The 19,753-nt window shown below is 69.1% G+C and carries 15 protein-coding genes; 6 read left to right on the top strand and 9 right to left on the bottom strand.

The window, feature by feature from the left end; all coding sequences use genetic code 11:
• Nucleotides 1-15: 15 nt before the first annotated feature.
• The gene (locus tag VV01_RS24840) at nt 16-483 is read right to left on the bottom strand and encodes a WhiB family transcriptional regulator (protein WP_331456480.1); all 468 of its coding nucleotides are present in this window, start codon (nt 481-483) and stop codon (nt 16-18) included.
• Between the two features lie 16 nt (nt 484-499).
• Nucleotides 500-1,066 carry a hypothetical protein gene (locus tag VV01_RS21470; RefSeq protein WP_157509214.1) on the bottom strand — a complete coding sequence of 189 codons (567 nt, stop codon included), beginning with the start codon at nt 1,064-1,066 and terminating at the stop codon, nt 500-502.
• 220 nt (nt 1,067-1,286) lie between these two features.
• Here VV01_RS21470 and VV01_RS23610 point away from each other — a divergent pair, with 220 nt between their 5' ends.
• Nucleotides 1,287-2,177, top strand: a complete 891-nt coding sequence (locus VV01_RS23610) for a CPBP family glutamic-type intramembrane protease (protein WP_157509216.1) — start codon at nt 1,287-1,289, stop codon at nt 2,175-2,177.
• A gap of 154 nt (nt 2,178-2,331) precedes the next feature.
• Here VV01_RS23610 and VV01_RS21480 read toward each other — a convergent pair whose 3' ends face one another.
• A complete protein-coding gene (locus VV01_RS21480) occupies nt 2,332-2,871 on the bottom strand; it encodes a hypothetical protein (RefSeq protein WP_157509217.1) in 540 nt (179 codons plus the stop codon).
• 241 nt (nt 2,872-3,112) lie between these two features.
• Between VV01_RS21480 and VV01_RS21485 the strand changes: the two genes are divergently transcribed.
• From VV01_RS21485 to VV01_RS21495, 3 genes are all read left to right on the top strand, one after another.
• Nucleotides 3,113-4,645: a ParB/RepB/Spo0J family partition protein gene (locus tag VV01_RS21485; protein ID WP_050672121.1), complete on the top strand. Its 1,533-nt coding sequence runs from the start codon at nt 3,113-3,115 to the stop codon at nt 4,643-4,645.
• Between the two features lie 115 nt (nt 4,646-4,760).
• Nucleotides 4,761-5,765 (top strand): DUF932 domain-containing protein, encoded by a 1,005-nt coding sequence (locus VV01_RS21490; protein WP_050672122.1) that lies wholly within the window; start codon nt 4,761-4,763, stop codon nt 5,763-5,765.
• Nucleotides 5,766-5,850: 85 nt separating this feature from the next.
• Nucleotides 5,851-6,111 carry a hypothetical protein gene (locus tag VV01_RS21495; protein ID WP_050672123.1) on the top strand — a complete coding sequence of 87 codons (261 nt, stop codon included), beginning with the start codon at nt 5,851-5,853 and terminating at the stop codon, nt 6,109-6,111.
• Between the two features lie 56 nt (nt 6,112-6,167).
• Here the strand turns inward: VV01_RS21495 and VV01_RS23615 are convergent, their stop codons facing one another.
• Together VV01_RS23615 and VV01_RS23620 are read right to left on the bottom strand one after the other, a co-directional pair.
• Complete coding sequence (locus VV01_RS23615) at nt 6,168-6,599, bottom strand: hypothetical protein (RefSeq protein WP_197275228.1); 432 nt, start codon at nt 6,597-6,599, stop codon at nt 6,168-6,170.
• 73 nt (nt 6,600-6,672) lie between these two features.
• The gene (locus tag VV01_RS23620) at nt 6,673-7,065 is read right to left on the bottom strand and encodes a hypothetical protein (RefSeq protein ID WP_050672125.1); all 393 of its coding nucleotides are present in this window, start codon (nt 7,063-7,065) and stop codon (nt 6,673-6,675) included.
• Between the two features lie 213 nt (nt 7,066-7,278).
• Between VV01_RS23620 and mobF the strand changes: the two genes are divergently transcribed.
• Both mobF and VV01_RS21515 read left to right on the top strand, forming a co-directional pair.
• Complete coding sequence (gene mobF, locus VV01_RS21510) at nt 7,279-13,299, top strand: MobF family relaxase (protein WP_050672209.1); 6,021 nt, start codon at nt 7,279-7,281, stop codon at nt 13,297-13,299.
• A 134-nt stretch (nt 13,300-13,433) separates the two neighbouring features.
• Nucleotides 13,434-16,091, top strand: coding sequence for a UvrD-helicase domain-containing protein (locus VV01_RS21515; RefSeq protein ID WP_157509225.1), 2,658 nt, complete (start codon nt 13,434-13,436; stop codon nt 16,089-16,091).
• A gap of 108 nt (nt 16,092-16,199) precedes the next feature.
• On the opposite strand, the gene VV01_RS21520 is transcribed toward VV01_RS21515, so the two are convergent.
• The 4 genes from VV01_RS21520 to VV01_RS21535 form a co-directional block, all read right to left on the bottom strand.
• On the bottom strand, nt 16,200-16,856 hold the full coding sequence (locus tag VV01_RS21520) for a hypothetical protein (protein ID WP_197275230.1): 657 nt from the start codon (nt 16,854-16,856) through the stop codon (nt 16,200-16,202).
• Nucleotides 16,853-18,307 carry a type IV secretory system conjugative DNA transfer family protein gene (locus VV01_RS21525; RefSeq protein WP_071606622.1) on the bottom strand — a complete coding sequence of 485 codons (1,455 nt, stop codon included), beginning with the start codon at nt 18,305-18,307 and terminating at the stop codon, nt 16,853-16,855. Before VV01_RS21525 ends, VV01_RS21520 begins: the two co-directional genes overlap by 4 nt.
• Complete coding sequence (locus VV01_RS21530) at nt 18,304-18,693, bottom strand: hypothetical protein (RefSeq protein WP_197275231.1); 390 nt, start codon at nt 18,691-18,693, stop codon at nt 18,304-18,306. The genes VV01_RS21525 and VV01_RS21530 overlap by 4 nt, the downstream gene beginning before the upstream one ends.
• A 313-nt stretch (nt 18,694-19,006) precedes the next feature.
• Complete coding sequence (locus VV01_RS21535) at nt 19,007-19,594, bottom strand: hypothetical protein (RefSeq protein ID WP_231635354.1); 588 nt, start codon at nt 19,592-19,594, stop codon at nt 19,007-19,009.
• Nucleotides 19,595-19,753 lie beyond the last annotated feature (159 nt).

Here is a 19,753-nt window from a genome sequence, read left to right on the forward strand (position 1 = left end):
GGCATGTATCTCCTGTCAGAACTCTTGCTGTATACGAGCGAGACGACGTCGCCGCCGTTCAGAAGTGCCGCCCCAGACACCGAAGCGTTCGCCGTGGGCGAGGGCGTAGTCGAGGCACTCGGCGGCTACCCGGCATTTCCGGCAGATGCGCTCGGCCGGAGCACTCGACTGACCTCGCTCCGGGTAGAAGGTCTCGGGGTCGGTCTTCGCGCAGAGCGCGTGCTTCTGCCAGGACGGTCGAAGAGCGGGCATGGCATGCCTGCGCTCATCCAGGTCTGGGCTGCCGTCGGCCGCCGGCGGGCACGAAGGCGCACTGGTCGACGTGCGCCCACGCCCTCGTTCGATCCCGTGCCGGACCGCGTAGTACGAGACCATCGAGGTGCTGACCCCCACAGCGTCAGCGATCTCCTGGCTGGGCACGCCATCGCGGATCAGGACGAGCAAGAGCTCACGCGCATCGGGGCTGAGCCGCTTGCCACTCATGCTGCCGCCACCGCCCTCAGCCGCGGTTGGCCACGCAGGCCGAGCACGCGGCCACCGGTGCGCAGCCGTCGCAGGCGCTGACCGTGGTCGCATCACGCTCTCCGCAGTCGCTGCACAGGATCCGCAGGTAGGTCGCGGCCGCGTGCTCGCCCGCGTGATGCGCCGCATTGTGACTCCGCGCCAGCCATTCGGCCTCGCCGAGACCGGCGCTGTCGATGATGGACACACCGCAGGTCAGGCATCCGGCCGACCACAGCTCGGCAGAGGACGTCGGCTTGAGAACGCCGCTGACCAGCGAGTGCAGTTCAGCGAGCATCATCTCCACGGCATGGTCGCTCGTCGCCACCTCGAACCGATGCCTGGTGAGCAGGATGTCCACCACCCATGTCTCGGACCTCGTGTCGTGGCGAGCTCGCGCGACAGACATCGCGCTGCTCGCTGCGTCGAGACGCAACTCGAGCATGGACTCGCTGTGCCGCACCAGATCCACCGGGACCACGGGCCCCGCCGGCGGCGTCAAGATCCATGAGGTGACCTTCGGCCGGTCCACCGGCGCTGTACGCGTCGTCAAGGTAGTGGCCATCTCCAACACTCCTCGTGAACTAGAAAGAATAGATACTGCGAGTATGCGACAGCGCCGCTCCGAACGTCCGGTCGAATCAACGCCCTGTGGACAACACCCGGGCCCGCCTGGCTCTGTCCCCCCGAAGACGGTCGTTGCCGCTCCAGCGGTCACCCTCACGGCCGCACGCCTGTCGTGGGCTCCCCGTAGGTTCACATCGACATCGATCAGGGAGGCCTCGATGCAGCCGCCATCGCCAACCAGGGTGTGCCTTGCTCTCCTGCTGACGCCAACCGCCTACGCCGTGAGCTATGGGTTGGGAGTCCTTGCCTCGGTCGTGATCCTGCGGGACGGATACGGCGCCGGCACCAGCGCGAGCACGATGGCCGACGGCCCTCTGCTGCTGTCCGAGTGTGTTCTCATCGGGCTGGGCCTGCTGCTCGCCGGCTGCGCTGCTGGAGCGCTCGGTCGCTCGGCCTTGCGGGAGTGGGCTGTCGGCCGGCGTCCTCGACGCCCGGGCGCGGGAGCCTTGGCGGCCGGCCTCGTGACCGTCGCCAACCTCGTCGGGTTCTGGCTGTTCGCCTGGATCAACCCGCCCGAGCCGCCGCAGGACCCCGCCACCCACGCCCTGTGGTACGACCTGATTCGTCCGATGGTCTCCGGAGCCTTGGGCGAGGAGCTCATCGTCCTGGCCCTGCCAGTGATCGTGATCCGTCGTACCGCGCCGCGATTCCTGCAGCGACCCAGGAGCCTCGTGCTGGTGCTCGGCGCCCTGGTCCTGATGCGTCTGGCATACCACCTCTACCAAGGCGTCTGGGCCGGCTCACACCTGCCGTGGGCTGTGGCCGCGGTGCTGCTGTACCGGTGGACAGGGCGGGTGTGGCCTCAGATCGCGGCGCACGCCTTCTGGGATACGGGAGTGGCGTTGCGGGACCACGAGGTGCTCACGCATGCGCAGGAGATGTGTCTGTTTAGCGTCTTCGGCGCGGCCACGGTCATGATCGGCGCCGGCGTCTGTCTCCATGACCGGCGCCGACGTCAAACCCGTCAATGCAGTCTGCGAGGCGGTGAACAGCTCGGCGCCGAGCACGTCGCGTTTCCGGAACCGGAAAGGACCGCGCTGGATCCGTGACGCGCCCGCCCTCGCGTGGACGGGACCGCCGACGACAGCGACCGCGTCGGCTCGGACATGGATGCCGGCAGGTGGCGTCGGCGGACGCAACATCGCACACCGCCGACTCCGCGATCGAGCGCCCCGCCACGGCGAGAATGGCTCACACTGTGCTTCAAACTGCGGTTCCCGCATCCGACGGCCGCCTGGGCGGCCTGTTCGGCAGCCTGGCGGGGGCGGGTGGGAGGCCGCGGCTGCCTCGCCGGGCCCGGGTCTGCTCAACCGCAGCGACGACGGACTCTCGGGCGAAGGCCGAGCGGCTCACCATCCTGCCCGCCTCACGGCGGTCGTCGCTGATCGCCCGCTCGATGTCGACGATGAGCTCCCGCGGCAACAAGTGCGTCTTGCTGAAACCCTCCTGGGGCTTTCCTGCGCGCTCAAGCTCTTGCCGGCTGCCCTTGGCCCGCCGCTCGGGGGGCGCCACTTCAAGGGTCATCCTGACTTGAGCACTGCGCCGAACATGGCATTCGAGCGCTTCCTGCAGCCAGCTAACCCACGAGCTGGGGCTCGAGGGCAGGTCGTCGAAGTCAGCCAGGTAGGCCGAACGTGACAACTCCCAGGTTTGCCGATCCCAGTACACCGGGAACGGCACTACATCCTCGCCCGACATCGTCACCCCTTTGACTCGCTTGGCCTCACCACGCACCGTACGCACCGGCCTAACACCCTCCCGCCAGCTGACCGGCGGCCCGGTGCGCGGCACGCGCCAGGCCGCGGAACGACGGTAGGCCCACGCGAGCCACGCTGCGACGTAGCGCCCCCGCACGCGGCGTTTTCCACATCGCCCGGCGTCGCGACCGACGATCCACAGCGGCTGTCTGGCCCGCGTTCCCACCACGCGCGTGCGAGCAGGATAGCCACATCAGCCTCTTTCTACTCTACTAAGGAGAATCCTCGTGGCCACGACAACCCCTGCGCAGACCACCAAGAATCGGCCGACCCCGAGTGTGGTCGAGATCGACCCGGCAACGGTGCAGATCGGCGCGAACGTGCGCAGCGACGCCGCCAAGACCCTGACCAAGGACTTCATCAGCAGCGTGCGCGAGCAGGGCGTGATCGTCCCCGTCGTGGGCTACTACGACACCGAGGGTGCCTACGTAGTGGTCGACGGTCAGCGTCGGACGCTGGCCGCGATCGAGGCCAAGCGGCCCACGATCCCCGCCTACGCCGCGCAGCAGCGCGAGGACGCCGACCGGATCATCGCCCAGATGGCGGCGAACTACCACCGGGCATCGCTGACCGCTGCCGATGAGGTCAAGGGATTCGAGCAGCTGGCCGGGTTCGGCGTGAGCGCCGCGCAGATCGCCAAGCGCACCGGCGCGAAGCGCGCCGACGTCGACTCCGGTCTCGCCGTGACCAAGTCGGAGTTGGCGACCAAGGCCACCCAGCGGTACGACTTCCTGACCCTGGACCAGGCCGCAGGCCTGGCCGAGTTCGAGGACGACACCGAAGCCGTCACGGCCCTGACCGCAGCCGCGCAGACCGGTCAGTTCGACCACGTCCTGCAGAAGTGCCGCGACGAGCGCAGCGACCGGGAACAGGTCGCCCAGGCACAGGCCCTCCTGCGCGAGCAGGGCGTGACCGTCCTGGACGCCCCGCCGTCGTACGACGACGAGGCCGCGCTCAGCGTGGACCGCCTGCGCGATGCCGAGGGCAACGCGATCAGCGTCGAGGACCACGGCGCGTGCCCCGGGCACGCCGCCTACGTGCGGATGGGCTGGGAGTGGGTCGAGTTCGAGGACGAGGACCTTGACGAGGACCAGGAGCCGAGCCAGGAGCGGCAGCGCACCACCGAGGTGCACCACGTGTGCACCGACTACAAGAAGCACGGGCACCGCGACTGGTACTCGACGCTGCGCGGCAGCAGCACCAAGAAGAAGGCAGCCGACATGACCGACGCCGAGCGGAAGAAGGCAGCCGCCGAGCGTCGGGAGGTCATCGAGGGCAACAAGGCGTGGCGGGCAGCCGAGACCGTGCGCCAGGAGTGGGTAACCAAGTTCCTCACCCGCAAGAGCGCGCCCAAGGGCGCCGGGCGGTTCGTGGCGGCGACCATCGTCGCCAACGCCCAGCCGCTCAGCGAGCACCGCGCTGCCAACCTGGCCGACGTGCTGCTGTACGGCGGCAAGCATGAGTACGGCAGCACCCGCGCCGCCGCGCTCACCAAGGCGACCGACGGGCGCGCCCTTGTCGTCGCAGTCGGCCACTGCTGCGCGGCCTACGAGGCGCGCATGAGCGATCGCACGTGGCGATCGGTGGACGACGACACCGCGCGCTACCTCGACTTCCTCGCCGCCAACGGCTACCCCCTGGGCGACATCGAGCAGCGAGCGGCCGGACGTAAGACCAAGCGCGAGCCGCGGACCAAGCGGGCCAGCACCGCGACCGGCGACCGGCAAGCCCCCACGGTCCCTGCCGATGCCGCAAGCTGACCGCGCCGCGACACCTCACTCGCTGAAACCTCCATCTGTGGACAACACCACTCAGTAGAATAGAAAGAGTAGTCTTGCTTTTGTCAGGACAGAGAACCGAGAGGAACGAGCCCTCATGCCCCACCAGATCGAGACCCATGGCACCCAGGCCGCCGCCGTCTTTGCCCGCCAGGACGCCTGGCACCAACTTGGCACCGTGGTGCGCGACCGAGCGTTCACGGCCGAGGAGGCGATGACTCTGGGCCACCTGGGCGGCTGGAACGTTCGTAAGGTGCCGCTCACTGCGAGCGAAGTCACCGAGGACGGCGTCACCACCATCGACGCACCGGGTTTCGCGACCGTGCGCACGAACCCGTTCGACAACCGCGCCGAGGCACTCGGCGTCGTCGGCTCCAGCTACACGCCCTTGCAGAACGAAGAGCACGCCGAGTTCCTCAATACGCTGTCGCACGAGTCCGGCGCGGTCTTCGAGACGGCTGGGTCACTGCGCGGTGGTCGTCAGGTGTTCGTCACGATGCGGCTGCCCGAGTCGCTCAAGGTCGGCGGCACTGACGAGGTCGACCTCAACATCGCAGCGCTGAACTCACACGACGGATCGTCAGCGTTCCGCATCCTGATCACGCCCGTGCGCGTGGTGTGCGCGAACACGCAGGCCGCCGCCCTGCGCGACCATGTCTCGACGTTCAGCGTTCGCCACACCCGCAACGCCAAGAGCGCTGTCCAGCAGGCTCGCAATGCGCTCGGGCTCACGCTCGCGTACTGCGAGCAGTTCGAGGTCGAGGCGGAGCGCCTTGTCCAGACGACCATGACCGACGCCCAGTTCAACGAACTGGTGCGCCGCTGTTTCCCAGTCTCGTCGGACGCGCCCGCCCGATCAAAGAACACCGCACGCACACGCTCAGCCACGCTGTCGCACCTGTGGCACGAGGCCGACACCCAGGCCGCGATTCGCGGGACGGCGTGGGCCGGATACCAGGCGGTCGTGGAGTACGTCGACCACTTCGCACCGGTCCGCAGCAACGGGCAGGACGTGTCAGCGGCACGCGCGACCCGGTTGCTGACCAGCGACGACCCGGCCCGCATCAAGCAGGCCGCGTGGAACGCGCTGGTCCCTGCCTGACCCCAAGCAGCGGTCGCGCCGCGCCGACTCCCCGGACGCGGCGCGACCGCCCACCACCTCACCTCACCGAGCAAGGAGCGCGACCATGTCCCGCCGCGATGACAACATCACCACCCACCCTGACGGCGTCCTTGTCCTAGGCGAGTCCATGACCTTCTATGACGAGCACGGCCACGCCCTGACCGCCGCGGTCCGCCGCGACGGCACCGGCCCTGCCGCCGTCCGCGTCACCGTGAGCGTCGAGGGCGGCTCTCTGGACCTCAGCCCGCGCACGGCGCGATCCCTGGCGACCGCCCTCACCGGCATCGCCAACACCGCTGACATCGTGGACTGCCTGCACGTGTAGTCCCTGCCCTGACAGAAGAGGCGACCGGCCCACAGAGCCGGTCGCCTCTTCGCGCCTCACCACAACGGCAGCTGCTCCCCGCAGAACCGCCGCAGCCGTTCCAGGTCGGCGGCGACCGCACCAGGATCCCGACGCGCCATGTCTCGCAGCTCGCGCGCTCGACGCCGCGCACCGCGCGGGTCACCCAGCGGTGAGCCGGACAGCTCCCGTCGTACCACCCACTCACGCCGGTTCTCGGCCGCCGATGACGCCACCACGTGCCCCGGCCCAACTCGCTGGCACAGCGGGTTGTCGCAGCGGTGGCCCAACACACGGACAGCCTCGAGGCGCTGCACGCCATGTGCCAACCCGAACGCGAACCGGTGCGCCACGATCACGCGACCGTCAGCGAACCAGAACCGCCCGTGCCCACGGCCGCTCACGGCACCGGTCCACCAGGCGCAGCCGCTTCCCGGCACCCGCACGACCTTCGCCACGTACCGCGACACGACCTCAGCGTCTGACAGCGCAGCCGACAGCGCTGCCACGCCCGCGCTGTCAAGACGCCGCGCGCTCACCGGATCATGCCGGCGACGGTGATGCCGCAGGACCATCGCCGTCGTCGCCGTCGTCCACGGTCGCCGGCCCGCCCGAGGCTCCTGCGGCCTCCCGCTCGCCGGCCGCCTCTGCCGCCACCCGGCGCAGACGGGCGACCTCCCGCGCGCTCACTTCGCCACCGCACCACTCGACCACCTCGCGCGTCGACAACCCCTCGGTCTCGACCATCTCGCCCAACGCCTCACCCGCGCGGCGATCAGCGTCCCGCATGGCTGCCTCGCGCTCTCGAATCGCAACGAGCACCTGCAGCGCGAGGCCCTCCACTCTGCGCTCACGCTCTGCACGTTCTGCCCGCCGTCTCGACTGAGCATCCAGCGCCGCCCGCCGAGCCTCCTGCTTGATCGTCTGCTTGCCCATCTGATGCGCACCTTTCTCGTGTCGAACCGTCGCACACCCCTAAGACAGTCCGCCCCGCTCCAGCGGCCACCTCACCCGACGCAGCCGACTCGCTCCGTACCCCCTGCCGAACCATCACAGACCGAGTCCCACACACCTCTTGCATTCCTGGTCCTTACTTTTTCAACCACCTGACCGCCAGGGCTGCGCTCGCGCCCTCAGGTGGTTGTGACGATGAGCATCCACAAGCTGACTGCCGGGTCGGGGTATGACTACCTGACCCGGCAGGTGGCGGCGATGGACGCCACCGACAAGGGCCACACCGGGCTGGCCAGCTACTACACCGAGAAGGGTGAGACCCCTGGTGTCTGGGCGGGGTCCGGAATGGTCGGCATCGATGGCCTGGCGGCCGGCGACGTGGTCACCGCCGCACAGATGCAAGCCCTCTTCGGATCAGGTCACCACCCGCTCGCGCACGAACGCCGCGAGCAGTTACGCGGCCCCGACCTGAGCGACAAGGACGTCCAGGCCGTGACCCGTCTCGGCGTCCCGTACAAGGTCTACAGCTCCGACGTGTCCGCCTACCGGCTCGAGGTGGCCAAGCGCCTCGCCGACCTCAATGAAGCCGCCGGGCTGCCCGGCGATTGGCCAGTCGCAGCCGAGGAGCGGGCCCGTGTCCGCACGGAAGTCGCCCAGGAGTTCTTCCGCGCCGAGCACGGCCGCGATCCCCTGGACGCCCGTGAACTGGCTGCCACCATCGCCAAGCACTCGCGGCCGAAGACGCAGGCAGTGGCCGGCTATGACCTGACCTTCAGCCCGGTGAAGTCGGTCTCGACCCTGTGGGCGATCGCCGATCCGAGCACCGCCGCCCGGATCGAACGCGCTCACCAGGCCGCCGTCAAGGACGCCCTGACCTTCATCGAAGAGCACGCGCTGTACTCGCGTGAGGGCACCAACGGCGTCCGTCAGGTCGACGTACAGGGACTGGTCGCCACCGCGTTCACGCACCGTGACAGTCGCGCCGCCGACCCCGACCTGCATACGCACGTAGCGGTGGCCAACAAGGTGCAGACCGCCGAGGGGAAGTGGCTGGCCATCGACGGCCGCGTGCTGTTCAAGGCCACAGTCGCTGCCTCGGAGACCTACAACACTGCGCTCGAACGTCACCTGCACGCCGACCTCGGCCTCAACTTCGCCGAGCGAACCAGTGGCGACCTGCGTAAGCGCCCGATCCGGGAGGTCGTCGGCGTCGACCCGGCGTTGAACCAACGGTGGTCGGCCCGGCGGATCAGTATCGAAGGGCGTCGCAACCAGCTTGCCGCCGACTTTCAGCGCACCCATGGACGGCCTCCCACACCCGTGGAATCGGTCAAGCTGGCTCAGCAGGCCACCCTGGAAACGCGCGATCCCAAGCACGAGCCGCGCACGCTCGCCGAGCAGCGCAGCACGTGGCGGGACCAGGCCCGTGAGGTCCTCGGCGGCGAGGCCGAAATCGCGGCCATGCTCAGCTCGACGATGGGTCCTGGTCGTCCCGGAAGGACGCTGCAGTACGCCGAAGTCGACATCGATGCGACGGCGCGGGCCGTCGTCACACAGATGGAGAGCCGTAGATCCACGTGGCAGGTCTGGCACGTACGTGCCGAGGCCGAGCGCCAGGTTCGAGGTGCCGGCGCCTCACCTGCACGCATGCCACAGCTCGTCGACCAGGTGGTGGAGAGGGCGCTCACGAGCGTCCTCTCCACTCCCCTGACCCGGGTTGAAGCTGACATCTCGGAGCCGCCCGACCTGCGTCGCAAGGACGGGACCAGCGTCTACACCGTCGCCGGGGCAGGCCTGTTCACCTCCCCCAACGTGTTGGCCGCCGAGCGTCGCCTGGTAGCCGCTGCTGGGCGCACCGACGGGCATCGCGTCGATGAACTCGCCGTCGACTTGGCGCTGATGGAGACCACCGCCAACGGGGTCACGCTCAATGCTGGGCAGACCTCGCTGGTCCGCGGCATGGCCACCTCCGGCGCGCGCGTCCAACTTGCGATCGCGCCCGCGGGCGCGGGCAAGACAACGGCGATGAGAGCGCTCGCCGGTGCATGGGCTGAGGGCGGCGGCACCGTCTTGGGCCTGGCGCCCTCAGCCGCCGCTGCCGCCGCCCTCCGGGCCCAGATCGACACCAGCACCGACACCCTCGCCAAGCTGATACACGAGATCACCGAGCGCGACCCCGACCTGCGAACCTGGCTCGACGTCCCTGCCGCTGAACAGGCGCTCGCCGAGGCCGCCGGCGCTCAGTGGGACCCCGATGCCCGGTCCTGGTACGCCCCAGACGGCCCCGCGCAGACCGCCCGCAACGCGTCACTTGCGCCATGGCGGGTGACGGTGACCGACATTGGGCCCGAGACGCTGGTGGTGATCGACGAGGCCGGCATGGCCGACACTCTGTCCCTAGACCTCGCGGTCCAGTTCGTTCTCGACCGGGGCGGAAGCGTCCGACTGATCGGCGACGACCAGCAGCTCGCGGCGATCGGTGCAGGCGGGGTGCTCCGGGACATCCAAGCCACCCACGGTGCTTCTCGGCTCACCGAGCTCGTCCGCTTCGTCGACCCGGCCGAGGGGTCCGCCTCTCTGGCCCTCCGCGATGGGCAACCCGAGGCGCTCGGCTTCTACCTCGACCGCGAACGTGTCCACGTCGGCGACCTGTCCACGATGACCGAGGACGTGTTCTCCGCCTGGCAGGCCGACCGGGGCAACGGGCTTGACTCCCTCATGCTCGCTCCCACGCGTGAGCTGGTGAGCGAGCTCAACCAGCGCGCCCGTGCGCACCGGCTGGAAGGCACCGCCTCCGCCCTGGACGCAACGGCAGCGCCGACAGTCGGGCTCGCGGACGGCAATCTGGCCAGTGTCGGCGACCTGGTCATCACCCGATCCAACGACCGCAGATTGAGGACCGCAGCCACCGACTGGGTGAAGAACGGCGACAGGTGGACCGTCCTGGGCATCGAGTCGGGCGCCCTGAAGGTGCAGCACGCCAACAACGGACGGCTGGTCACCCTCCCCGCCGACTACGTCCAAAGCTCCACCGAGCTCGGCTACGCGACCACCGTGCATGCCGCCCAGGGCGTCTCCGTCGACACCATGCACGGCCTCGCCAGCGGGGACGAGACGCGGCAGCAGCTGTACACGATGATGACCCGCGGCAAGCACGCGAACCACGTCTATCTCGAGGTGGTCGGCGACGGCGACCCTCACTCCGTGATCCGCCCGGAGATGACCCACCCGCTCACGCCGACCGACCTGCTCGAGCGGATTCTCGCCCGCGACGATGCACCCCGCTCCGCCAGCACGATGCTGCGCGAGCAAGCCGAGCCGACCGTGCTGCTCGGGCAAGCCGCTCAGCGCTACCTGGATGCGTTGTACGTCGCGGCGGAGAAGACCCTCGGCGCCGAAAAGGTCCAAGCGCTCGAGGCTGACGCCGAGCGGGTCGTTCCAGAGGTGACCGAACAGCCTGCATGGCCTGCGCTGCGCGCTCACCTGATCCTCACCAGTGCGCAGGGCGCCGACCCGATCAGTCTTCTGCGTGCGGCGGCGGGCGCACGTGAGCTGGACACCGCAGCTGACACGGCTGCGGTCCTGGACTGGCGCCTTGACGACAGCGGCCTTCGCGGTGCCGGCCGAGGCCCGTTGCCGTGGGTGCCTGCCGTGCCCGACACGCTCGCAGCAGACGCAATCTGGGGACCGTACCTGCGGCAGCGGGCCGCCAAGGTAAGTGACCTCGCCGGCATCGTCCGCGATGCCGCCATCGCCGGCGAGACACCCGCTTGGGCTTCGCACGGTGGCGGCAGACCGGCCGACACCGTCCTTGGCGACGTCGCCGTGTGGCGCGCCGCCATGCTCGTCGACGACGCCGATCAGCGACCCACCGGACGACCCCAGCTGCAGAAGGCCGCAGCCCTGTGGCAAGGGGGTCTTACGGAGCGGCTCACCGGCGACCGCGCGCCCGCCATGGACGAATGGGGGTCGCAGATCGCAGCCATCTCCCCTGCCTCTGGGCGGGACCCTTTCGCCCCGTTCCTGGCAGAGCGGCTGGCCGCAATGGCTCGTTCGGGCGTCGATGCGCCCGGCATGCTGCGGAGGGCTGCAGCCGCGGGGACCTTGCCCGACGAGCACGCGGCAGCCGCGTTGTGGTGGCGGATCAGCCGGCACCTGTCTCCCGCGGTCGCCGAACAGGTCGACAACGACCAGCAGGTCTCGACAGCCTGGGCGACACGGCTGCCCGACCTGCTCGGTCCCGCTCGCGCCAAGCTGGTCCAGGACAGCCCGTGGTGGCCGACCCTGGTCACCACAGTCGACCGCGCGGTGCAGCGCGGGTGGACCGTGGACGCCCTGTTCCGGGGTGAGTCCGCCCCGCCCGCAGACCTCGGAGACGATCCGTGCCAGTCCCTCGTGTGGCGCCTGTCGGTCGCGATGGACCCCGTCCCCGACGAGCACCGCGAGTTCCACCCCGAGGACGACGACCTGTGGGAGCACGTGCCGCCACCGGAGGACGACGTGGCCGTGCTCATGCCGCACCACGCAGACGAAGAACTGCCCTTGGCCGAGGCGCCGGACGACCCAGACCACCTCGATCCGCTCGAGAGGGCCGACCCTGCCGGTCGCGCTGCCGATGACCTCGAGCACCAGTTGGTCATGGCCGAGCTCGTGCGGGACAGCCTCGGTCCGTTGGAGACCACCGAGGCCCTGATCGACCGAGCGATCGACCGCGAGGTCCGCTTCGCCGACAGTCCGGTCACCACTGAGCGCATCGCGCAGATCAACGCCCTCACGCTCGCCTACTACCGCGGGCAGCTGCCTCAGTCGTGGGCCGCTGAGCACCTGGTCGCCCGGCTGGGGACGGATCTGGTCGCGGACGAGCGCTTCCAGCCCGGGTTCGCGCCGCCCGGGTGGGATCGTCTGGTGAAGCACCTGCGCGGGCACGGGGTCAACGACGAGGAGATGGTGGCCGCCGGCGTCGCAAAGCGAAACGAGACCACCGGCCGGGTGCGCGACCACTTCGTGAACCGCCTCGTGCTGCCGATCATCCATCGCCGCGACGGCTGGGAGAACTTCGACACCGTCCCATTCGGCGGGGAGGATGTCGTCCTGGGTTTCGTCGGTCGCCGCCACCCGGACCTGACCGATGAGGACAAGAAGGGCCCCAAGTACCTCAACAGCCCGACGACATCCCTATTCAGCATGGGCTCCCAGCTGTACGTCGCCGGATCCGACCTGTACGAGAACGGAACCCGACCCGTCCTGGTCGAGGGCCCCATGGACGCGATCGCCGTCACCCTTGCAGGTGAGGGGGCTCTGGTCGGTGTCGCACCGCTGGGAACGTCCTTGACCGAGGAGCAGGCTCGCCAGCTGGCCGCGGTGCGAGACCACTTCGGCTCTGGCGACGCCACGGACCTCGACGCTGCGGCCACCGAGTACGACCCCTGGCTGGTTGTCGCTACCGACAACGACAAGAACCTCTCAGGTCAGGTCGCCGCCGAGCGCGACTACTGGCTGCTGGCCCCGCACGATCTCGACCCAGGCCACGCTGTCTTCCCTGCCGGGCTCGACCCCGCGGACATGTTCACCCTCCGTGGGGCAGCCGCACTACGCACGGCGCTCGAACGGCCTGCGCCCCTGGCCGACACCATCCTGGAGGAGCGCCTCAACAACCTCCCGCCGGACAAGGCCAGAATCGCCGCTGCTCGGGTTCTCGCGGCGCGCCCGGCCCGTCACTGGCGCCAAGGAGCGGCGCGAGTCTCGGGGCGGTTGCGGCTCAGTACAGCCATGGCCCAGCGCGATCTCATCCCCGCCGCCGAGTCCTGGGCCACCGATCGAAACAGGGCCGCGCGCACACAGCTGGATCAGGTCCGCGACGTCCGCGACCGCATGCGCACCTCCTCCCAGCGTCCGCCGCAGGAGCGGTGGGCGGGTCTCGCCGGTGAGCTCGACAACCGGCTGCCTCGCGAAGCCGACTGGCCAGCACTGGCACAGGTCCTGGACCAGGCCCATGCCGAAGGTCACGACGTACCCGCCGTGACCCGCAAGCTCGTCTCAGAACGCCCGCTGGCCGAGCAGCCCGCCCAGGACCTGCGCTACCGGCTGGTGGCCGCCCTTGACGTGCCCATAGACACCGGCGGCCGAGTGACTACCAGCGCGCCGGTCGGCGCCGACCGTGACCGGCGAGCGGCCAGGCCCGCCGCCGCCGACCGACCCACCGGTCCGCGGCGATGACACCAGGTCCCGGGCAGCTCGCACCACGGCGAGTGGCGACGCTGGGCATCGGCAACAAGTTGTCGGGCGTGCAAGTCCTCACGCGCTGGTAGCCACTGCTATTCAGGATCAAGCGGACGACAAAGGGGGTAGTGGTGACGCGGTGGGGACCGAGTGTTCTGGCACGCATCTTCCGGGGGGTCGACTCGTGGGACCTGCAGATCATCGATGGCGCTGTTGTCGTCGAGCAGTCCGGCGCGACGCATCGAGCTGCTGTCCTGGAGGTGAGGCGTCCGGAGCTGCAGCACACCGGGTGGTGGACCACGGTCACGTTGCGCACGGCGTCCGGCCGGGTCGAGCTTCCGGGTGCGCGGCGTTCGGAGGCGGATCAGATCCGCAAGTGCATCCTGCGGGAGCAAGACCTGCAGCGGGCGGCCACGGAGCTCCAGCGCGGGGCCGAGGCGGATCTGGACCGGGTGGCTGCATGGTCCGAGCAGCTGAGGCAGCACGCTGAGCGGCCCGTCTGGTTGGCCCACGACACGTTGCGCGGGCTGGACCGCGCACGCCCGGCCTTGGACTCGATCGACGCCGCCGCTCGCGAGCCTCGACTCGGGCCTTTCGTCGGCGCCAAGATCGCCCCCGTGCAGCAGCAGATCCAGAATGTGCGGTCATTGGACCTGGACGACTGGGCCGCTGCTCGCAACGAGCAGTTCCTCGCCTGGGAATCGCAGGAGTCCCGCGAATTCTTCGCGACCGTGGAGAAGACGCCACTCACCGGCGAGCAGGTGAAAGCGACGGTCTGCTTCGACAACCGGGTCCGGGTGATCGCCTCCGCCGGCTCCGGCAAGACCTCGATCATGGTCGCCCGGGCCGCGTACGCGGCCCGGCGCGAGCTCGCGCAGCCGGCCCAGATCCTGATGCTCGCGTTCAACAAGAGGGCAGCCGAAGAGCTGTCCGAACGCGTCGGCGCGCGCCTGGGCGACACCGGGTCCGGGATCACCGCGAGCACGTTCCACGCCCTGGGCCTGCGCATCATCGGCGAAGCAACCGGCAAGAAGCCCTCCGTCCCGAACGACATCACCAAGGACAAGGGCATCGGTCGCTTGGCTCATGTGGTCGACCGGCTCCGTGACGCCGATCCGGCCTTCCGCCGGGACTGGGACCTGTTCCGGCTCGTGTTCGGGCGGCCGCTGGCCGCCTTCGACGAGGCCCCTGACCCTGAGGCGTGGGACCGAGACACGGCCGTGTCCGGGTTCAAGACGCTCGCCGGCGAGGTGGTGCGCAGCCAGGAAGAGGTGATGATCGCGAACTGGCTGTTCCTCAACGGCGTGCCGTATGAGTACGAGCGCAGCTACGAGCACGACACCGCCGACCCTCAGCATGGCCAGTACACCCCGGACTTCTACTACCCGCAGATCGACGCCTACCACGAGCACTGGGCCGTGAACGCCCACGGCCAGGCCCCACCGCACTTCGCCGGCTATGCCGAAGGCATGCAGTGGAAGCGAGCCACCCACCAGTACTACGACACGACCCTGCTGGAGACCACCTCGGCCAGCATCCGCAACGGCTCCGGGTTCGAGCACCTGGCCCGCGAGCTGCAGCGCCTCGGCCAGGACCTCGACGAAGACCCCTTCCGACCAATCCCCGGCGAGGAGCCGATCACCGACGCTGAGCTGCTCGACCTGTTCCGCACGTTCATGGTCCACGCCAAAGGCAACCAGCTCGACCCGGCCACGCTCGACAACACAGCCCCACCCGGCGACCTGCGGACGCAGCTGTTCCTGCGCCTGTACGCCACCGTCGTCCAGGCCTGGAACCACGACCTCGCCGCAGACCGGGCGATCGACTTCGAAGACATGATCAACCAGGCCACCGATCACCTCGAGGCCGGCCGGTGGACCAGCCCCTACCGCCTGGTCCTGGTCGACGAGATGCAGGACACCAGCCTCGCCCGCGCCCGACTGGTTGCTGCCCTCACCGGCGCGCCGAACACCTACCTGCTCGCCGTCGGCGACGACTGGCAATCGATTAACCGCTTCGCCGGATCCGACCTGTCGGTCATGAGCGACTTCGCCGACCATTTCGGTCCCGCCCAGACCGTCTACCTGACCCGCACCTTCCGCTCCCCGCAGACGGTGTGCGATATCGCCGGACGGTTCGTCACCAAGAACCCTGCCCAGCTGGACAAGCAGGTCCACGCCAGCAATCCCGGAGAACCCACACCAGTGCGGGCGATCGCTGTCGAGGACAAGGCCGACTACGACGCCGCCCTCGACCAGTGGCTCACCGATCTCGACAACACGCTCGAGACCACGGCCACCGTGCTGGTCCTGGGCCGGTATAACAAGACCGAGGGTCCGGTCTCTCAGGCCATCGGCAAGCGCCGCCGACACCTGCAAGTGCGCTACAGCACGGTGCACAAGTCCAAGGGCGACGAGGCCGACTACGTCGTCATCGCCGGGCTGGAGCGACGCGGCTTCCCCAGCACCATCCAGGACGACCCCTTGCTGGACCTCGCGATGCCCGGCGCCGAGACCCACCCTTACGCCGAAGAACGACGCCTCTTCTACGTGGCCCTCACCCGTACCCGCCGCGAGGTGCTCCTCCTGACGCGGGCCGGCCACGAGTCACCGTTCCTGCTCGAGCTCGTCGGCACCGAACAGACTCCGGTCACAGCAGCCGACGGCACCGACGCGACACCCGTGATCTGTCCGAGGTGCAAGATCAACCGCGTGGTTCAGAAGACCGGCAAGTACGGCCCGTTCTTCGGCTGCACCGGGTTTCCCTCTTGCCGCTACACGAGCAACTAAGCCCCGGAGTTTCGAGCTGGCAGGCACCCTTCTACGGCTGCCCCGGACTGGGCGCCCTCCCGACTCAGAACCCATCGCGCGTCTGCGGCCGGGCCGGGCGGTCCCCCGCTACCGCGGTTCGGGTTCGTCGAGGATCTCCCCCGTCCCGAGGTCGACCGCTGCCAACCTCGCGCGTTCGGCCGCAGCCGGCTCGGGCTTGCGCACAGTGGCGGTCGTGAGCACGTCGGCCGCGTATACCTGCTCCCGTGTGTGCGCAGACTGGTCACTCATTTGCCGCGCGTACCGGCTCCGGCCGGGCCAGGTCTGATGGCCATCCTCGCAGTGGTCCTTGGCCCGGTTCCGCAGCCGGTCAGTGAACGCCGGCAGCGCGTACCGGTGCCATTCCTCCATCGCGTCGCTGTTCAGCGCCAACCCAGCACGCCGGCGCTGATCCGCCAGCACCGCGATCTCATGGACGAGATGTGGGTGACTCGGCCAACAGGTGGGGATCATGCCCGCCACATCCCAGACGTACTCGCGGTTGAGCCAGTTGACGACCTCCTCGAGCCACTCCCACAGCTGCTCTCGCAGCTCCGGGCGGCGGCACGTGGGCGGATCCCAGGGCCGAGGGAGCATGTTTAGCGGGCCGAGAGCCTTGACCTGCTCGGCGTCGCCGTTGGCGGCGATGGTCAGCTCCCGGTAGGCCAGACGCAGCATGCTGCCGCCCTCCGGGAAGGGGCGCGTCATCGAGTCCGGCTGAATCTGTCGCGCGGCGTCCGAGGTCACTGGTGGCTCCTGTCATCGATCAGGCCCCGGCGCTTGGCTTCGACCAGGGCGGCAGTGGTGCGGGCCTCGGGGGGGATGGTTCGACGGCGCACGGTCTCAAGCTCGGATCGAAGGAGCTCCTGGTCGGCGCGCAAGCGCCGGCCAGCACTCCCGTCGATGCACCGCTTCAGGCCGGCGATGATCGGCTTGCCGTTCTCCGCGATCACCAGCGCGTGCCGTTCCTTCAGCTGCCGGATCTCCTCCGGCCGCAGGATCGGGATGTCCTCTCCCGAGGTCGTGCGCCCGCCCATCTGGCCGCTCTGCCAACTGGTGCGCGCCACCCGTACCGTGCCGACGAGGTCGCTGATCTCCTGGTTGAACGCCACGTCCTTGGATCCGCCGAACATGATCAGTGTGTTGGTCAGCCCGAACAGGGCACGAGCGTCGTTCTCGCCGAAGATCGCGGCCAGCTGGCGCCACGTCTGCGCCGCGTAGATGAACGAGATCCCGAGCGCGCGTTCGTTGGCCATGCGCGTCCGCAGCGTCGGCAGGGGCGCTGTCGAGGGCAGCTCGTCCAGGCACGCCAGGAAGGTCGGGCACAGCCGTCCCCATGGCGAGCTGTTTGCGGCAGCAAGGGCGGTATCAAGGACATGCTCGGCGACCGCGGTCATCAGCGGCGAGGCGCTGGCGTACGGGTCCTCACGGCCCAGCAGATAGATCGTGCCGCCCTCGCGGATCACATGGGCGATATCAGTCGCCGGACGATCGGGTCCGGGCACGCATCTCCGTCGGATGTCCTGCTGGAAGAACAGGCTCATCGACTGCTGCACCGTGGTGATGGTGTTCCCCGCCGTGCGGTCGTCGCCGTGCAGCGCGCCGTGGAGCAGCCCGTGCCAGAAGGGCGCCGCGTGGGGGTGCTCTCGCAGGATCTCTCCTGGGTCAGTCGTGCTGAGGGGGTTCGCCACCCAGCGCAGCACGTCCTCGAGCGTTCGCCCGGTCAGCGCCGCAGCGTGGAAGTACGCCTGGAGGACCTTGGCCGCCTCGGCGGCATAGAACCTCGCCGCGTCATCGCCCTGACCGCCCTGAATCGCACCCTTGACAGTGCCCGCGGTAAACGCCTTTGCGCGCCGCTCGGCGATCATCGAGTCGACGCATCCCGCAATCGGGTCGAAGATCAGCTCGGTCAATCCCGTGGCAAGTCCGAATGGGTCAAGAACCACGCACGGGCGCCCGTCCCTACGTCGTGCGGTCAGGCTCAGCAAGAGATCGTCCAGCTTGGTCAGGGTCACCAGAGCCCCGCCTGGCGCGCCTAGCAGCGCGGGAATCAGCAGATCGAGAGTCTTACCCGAGCCTTGTGGTCCGATCACACCGGCCGTGCGATCCCAGGGCACCCAGAGCTCCCCGCCGCGGGGCTCGTGCGCGGACCCGATCCTCCAACCCACCTGCTCTGGTTCCACACGCAGGGGCTTCACCGGCTCGACTCCTTGCCGTACAGGTCCGGTCGGATCACCGGCGCCACCTTCCGCAGGCGCGCGCGGCCGAGCAGCTTCTCGGCCTCATCCCGGGTGGCCATCCCCCGCAGCCGGTTCGGGCCCCATCGGTCCATGGCCACCTTCGCGCCCCAGATGCTGGCCACGATCAAGACGACCTCAACGACCGCGACGCACGTCCACAGAAGGTGTGGGCCCGCGACGTTGCGGAGACCGACCATCCCGCTGCCCGCCTCGCCGCGCACAATGCCCGGGACGCTGGTGAACAGGTTCGCTCCGGGAACCCATGCCCAGCCTGCGCCCGACAACAGATTGGCGATCGACCGCCCAAGCTGCATGCCCAGGGCCAGCGCAAGCAACACCATCATGGCGATCGAGGCTGGGATCTCCCAGGTCCACGGGTAGGGGTCTCGCCGGCGAGATCTCTGCATGGTTCCTCCTAGGTCGGGTCACTCACCTGAAGGCCCCTCCGTACTCCTGACGGACAGTCAGTCATCCCGTTTCCACCGATGGCTTTGAGGCGACCCATTCACCCGTGGTCCGAGCCCAGTCCCACCCGCGGTCGCAGCAGGCTTATAGGGCCGTAGCTGCCCTCGTGTTCTGGTCCGGCGCCGATTGCAAGGCTCGGCGCTCGGCCGCCTGTTGCCCAGTGAAGACGCTTGGAGCCGCACGCCCGAGTGATCAGTCGCCACCGCCGCCGGTGACGCCTGTCGCACCCTTGGGCAGTTTTTGGGTGGCCATCAGGTCGAGCTGCATGGAGTTCTTGTCGCCCTTGCAGCCGTACGTCGTGGTCGCCCAGTCGACTACCGGAGGGCAGAAGTCCTCATCGGCACCGTCCTCCATTCCGAACATCACATACAGCTCCTTGTCCGGATGAGCCGCCCAGCGGATCGGGACGAATGCGAACTCCCCTGAGCCGCCACCGCGCTGGGACTCCACGGCCTGGCTCAGGTCGTAGCAGACTCTCTCGCCGGCCGGCAGCGACGCCGCCGACTTGAACATGACCGAGTCGGGCCGGTTGTACTCCCACACCGTCGTGGTGGGCTTGGAGCCGTACGCCAGGCCGGAGGTGTACAAGTCGTCGCCGTCCTGCTCGGCGACGATGTCGGGTCCGGGACCGGTGCTCTGCACGCAGTCGGTCGCCCCCGGTGCCGCGGCCGCCTTCGACGTCGCCGCCCGTTTCGGCTCGGACCCAACGGAGCCGGCGTCGTCCTCACCACATCCGGCGATCAGGAGCGCGATCGCGCTCACCGCAGTAACTGTCGTCATCGTTCGCATCGGCCACTCCCATGCCTCAGTTCACACTGCGGTCTAGCCCGCGTCCGGCGGGCCGCCACAGCGTGCACAATTCGCTGTTGCAAACGACCTTGGCATACCGCGTCTGCGCTTGCCTAGGGCATCTCACGACCGCCGATCCCTGTGTGAATG

The sequence above is a fragment of the Luteipulveratus halotolerans genome (assembly GCF_001247745.1).
GTDB classification, from domain to species: domain Bacteria; phylum Actinomycetota; class Actinomycetes; order Actinomycetales; family Dermatophilaceae; genus Luteipulveratus; species Luteipulveratus halotolerans.

Bases quoted from the DNA above. Each gene is read 5' to 3' on its own strand.
- VV01_RS21535 (WP_231635354.1), bottom strand. From the start codon at position 19,594: ATGACGACAGTTACTGCGGTGAGCGCGATCGCGCTCCTGATCGCCGGA.
- VV01_RS21470 (WP_157509214.1), bottom strand. From the start codon at position 1,066: ATGGCCACTACCTTGACGACGCGTACAGCGCCGGTGGACCGGCCGAAG.
- VV01_RS21490 (WP_050672122.1), top strand. From the start codon at position 4,761: ATGCCCCACCAGATCGAGACCCATGGCACCCAGGCCGCCGCCGTCTTT.
- mobF (WP_050672209.1), top strand. From the start codon at position 7,279: ATGAGCATCCACAAGCTGACTGCCGGGTCGGGGTATGACTACCTGACC.
- VV01_RS23620 (WP_050672125.1), bottom strand. From the start codon at position 7,065: ATGGGCAAGCAGACGATCAAGCAGGAGGCTCGGCGGGCGGCGCTGGAT.
- VV01_RS23610 (WP_157509216.1), top strand. From the start codon at position 1,287: ATGCAGCCGCCATCGCCAACCAGGGTGTGCCTTGCTCTCCTGCTGACG.
- VV01_RS21530 (WP_197275231.1), bottom strand. From the start codon at position 18,693: ATGATGGTGTTGCTTGCGCTGGCCCTGGGCATGCAGCTTGGGCGGTCG.
- VV01_RS21495 (WP_050672123.1), top strand. From the start codon at position 5,851: ATGTCCCGCCGCGATGACAACATCACCACCCACCCTGACGGCGTCCTT.
- VV01_RS24840 (WP_331456480.1), bottom strand. From the start codon at position 483: ATGAGTGGCAAGCGGCTCAGCCCCGATGCGCGTGAGCTCTTGCTCGTC.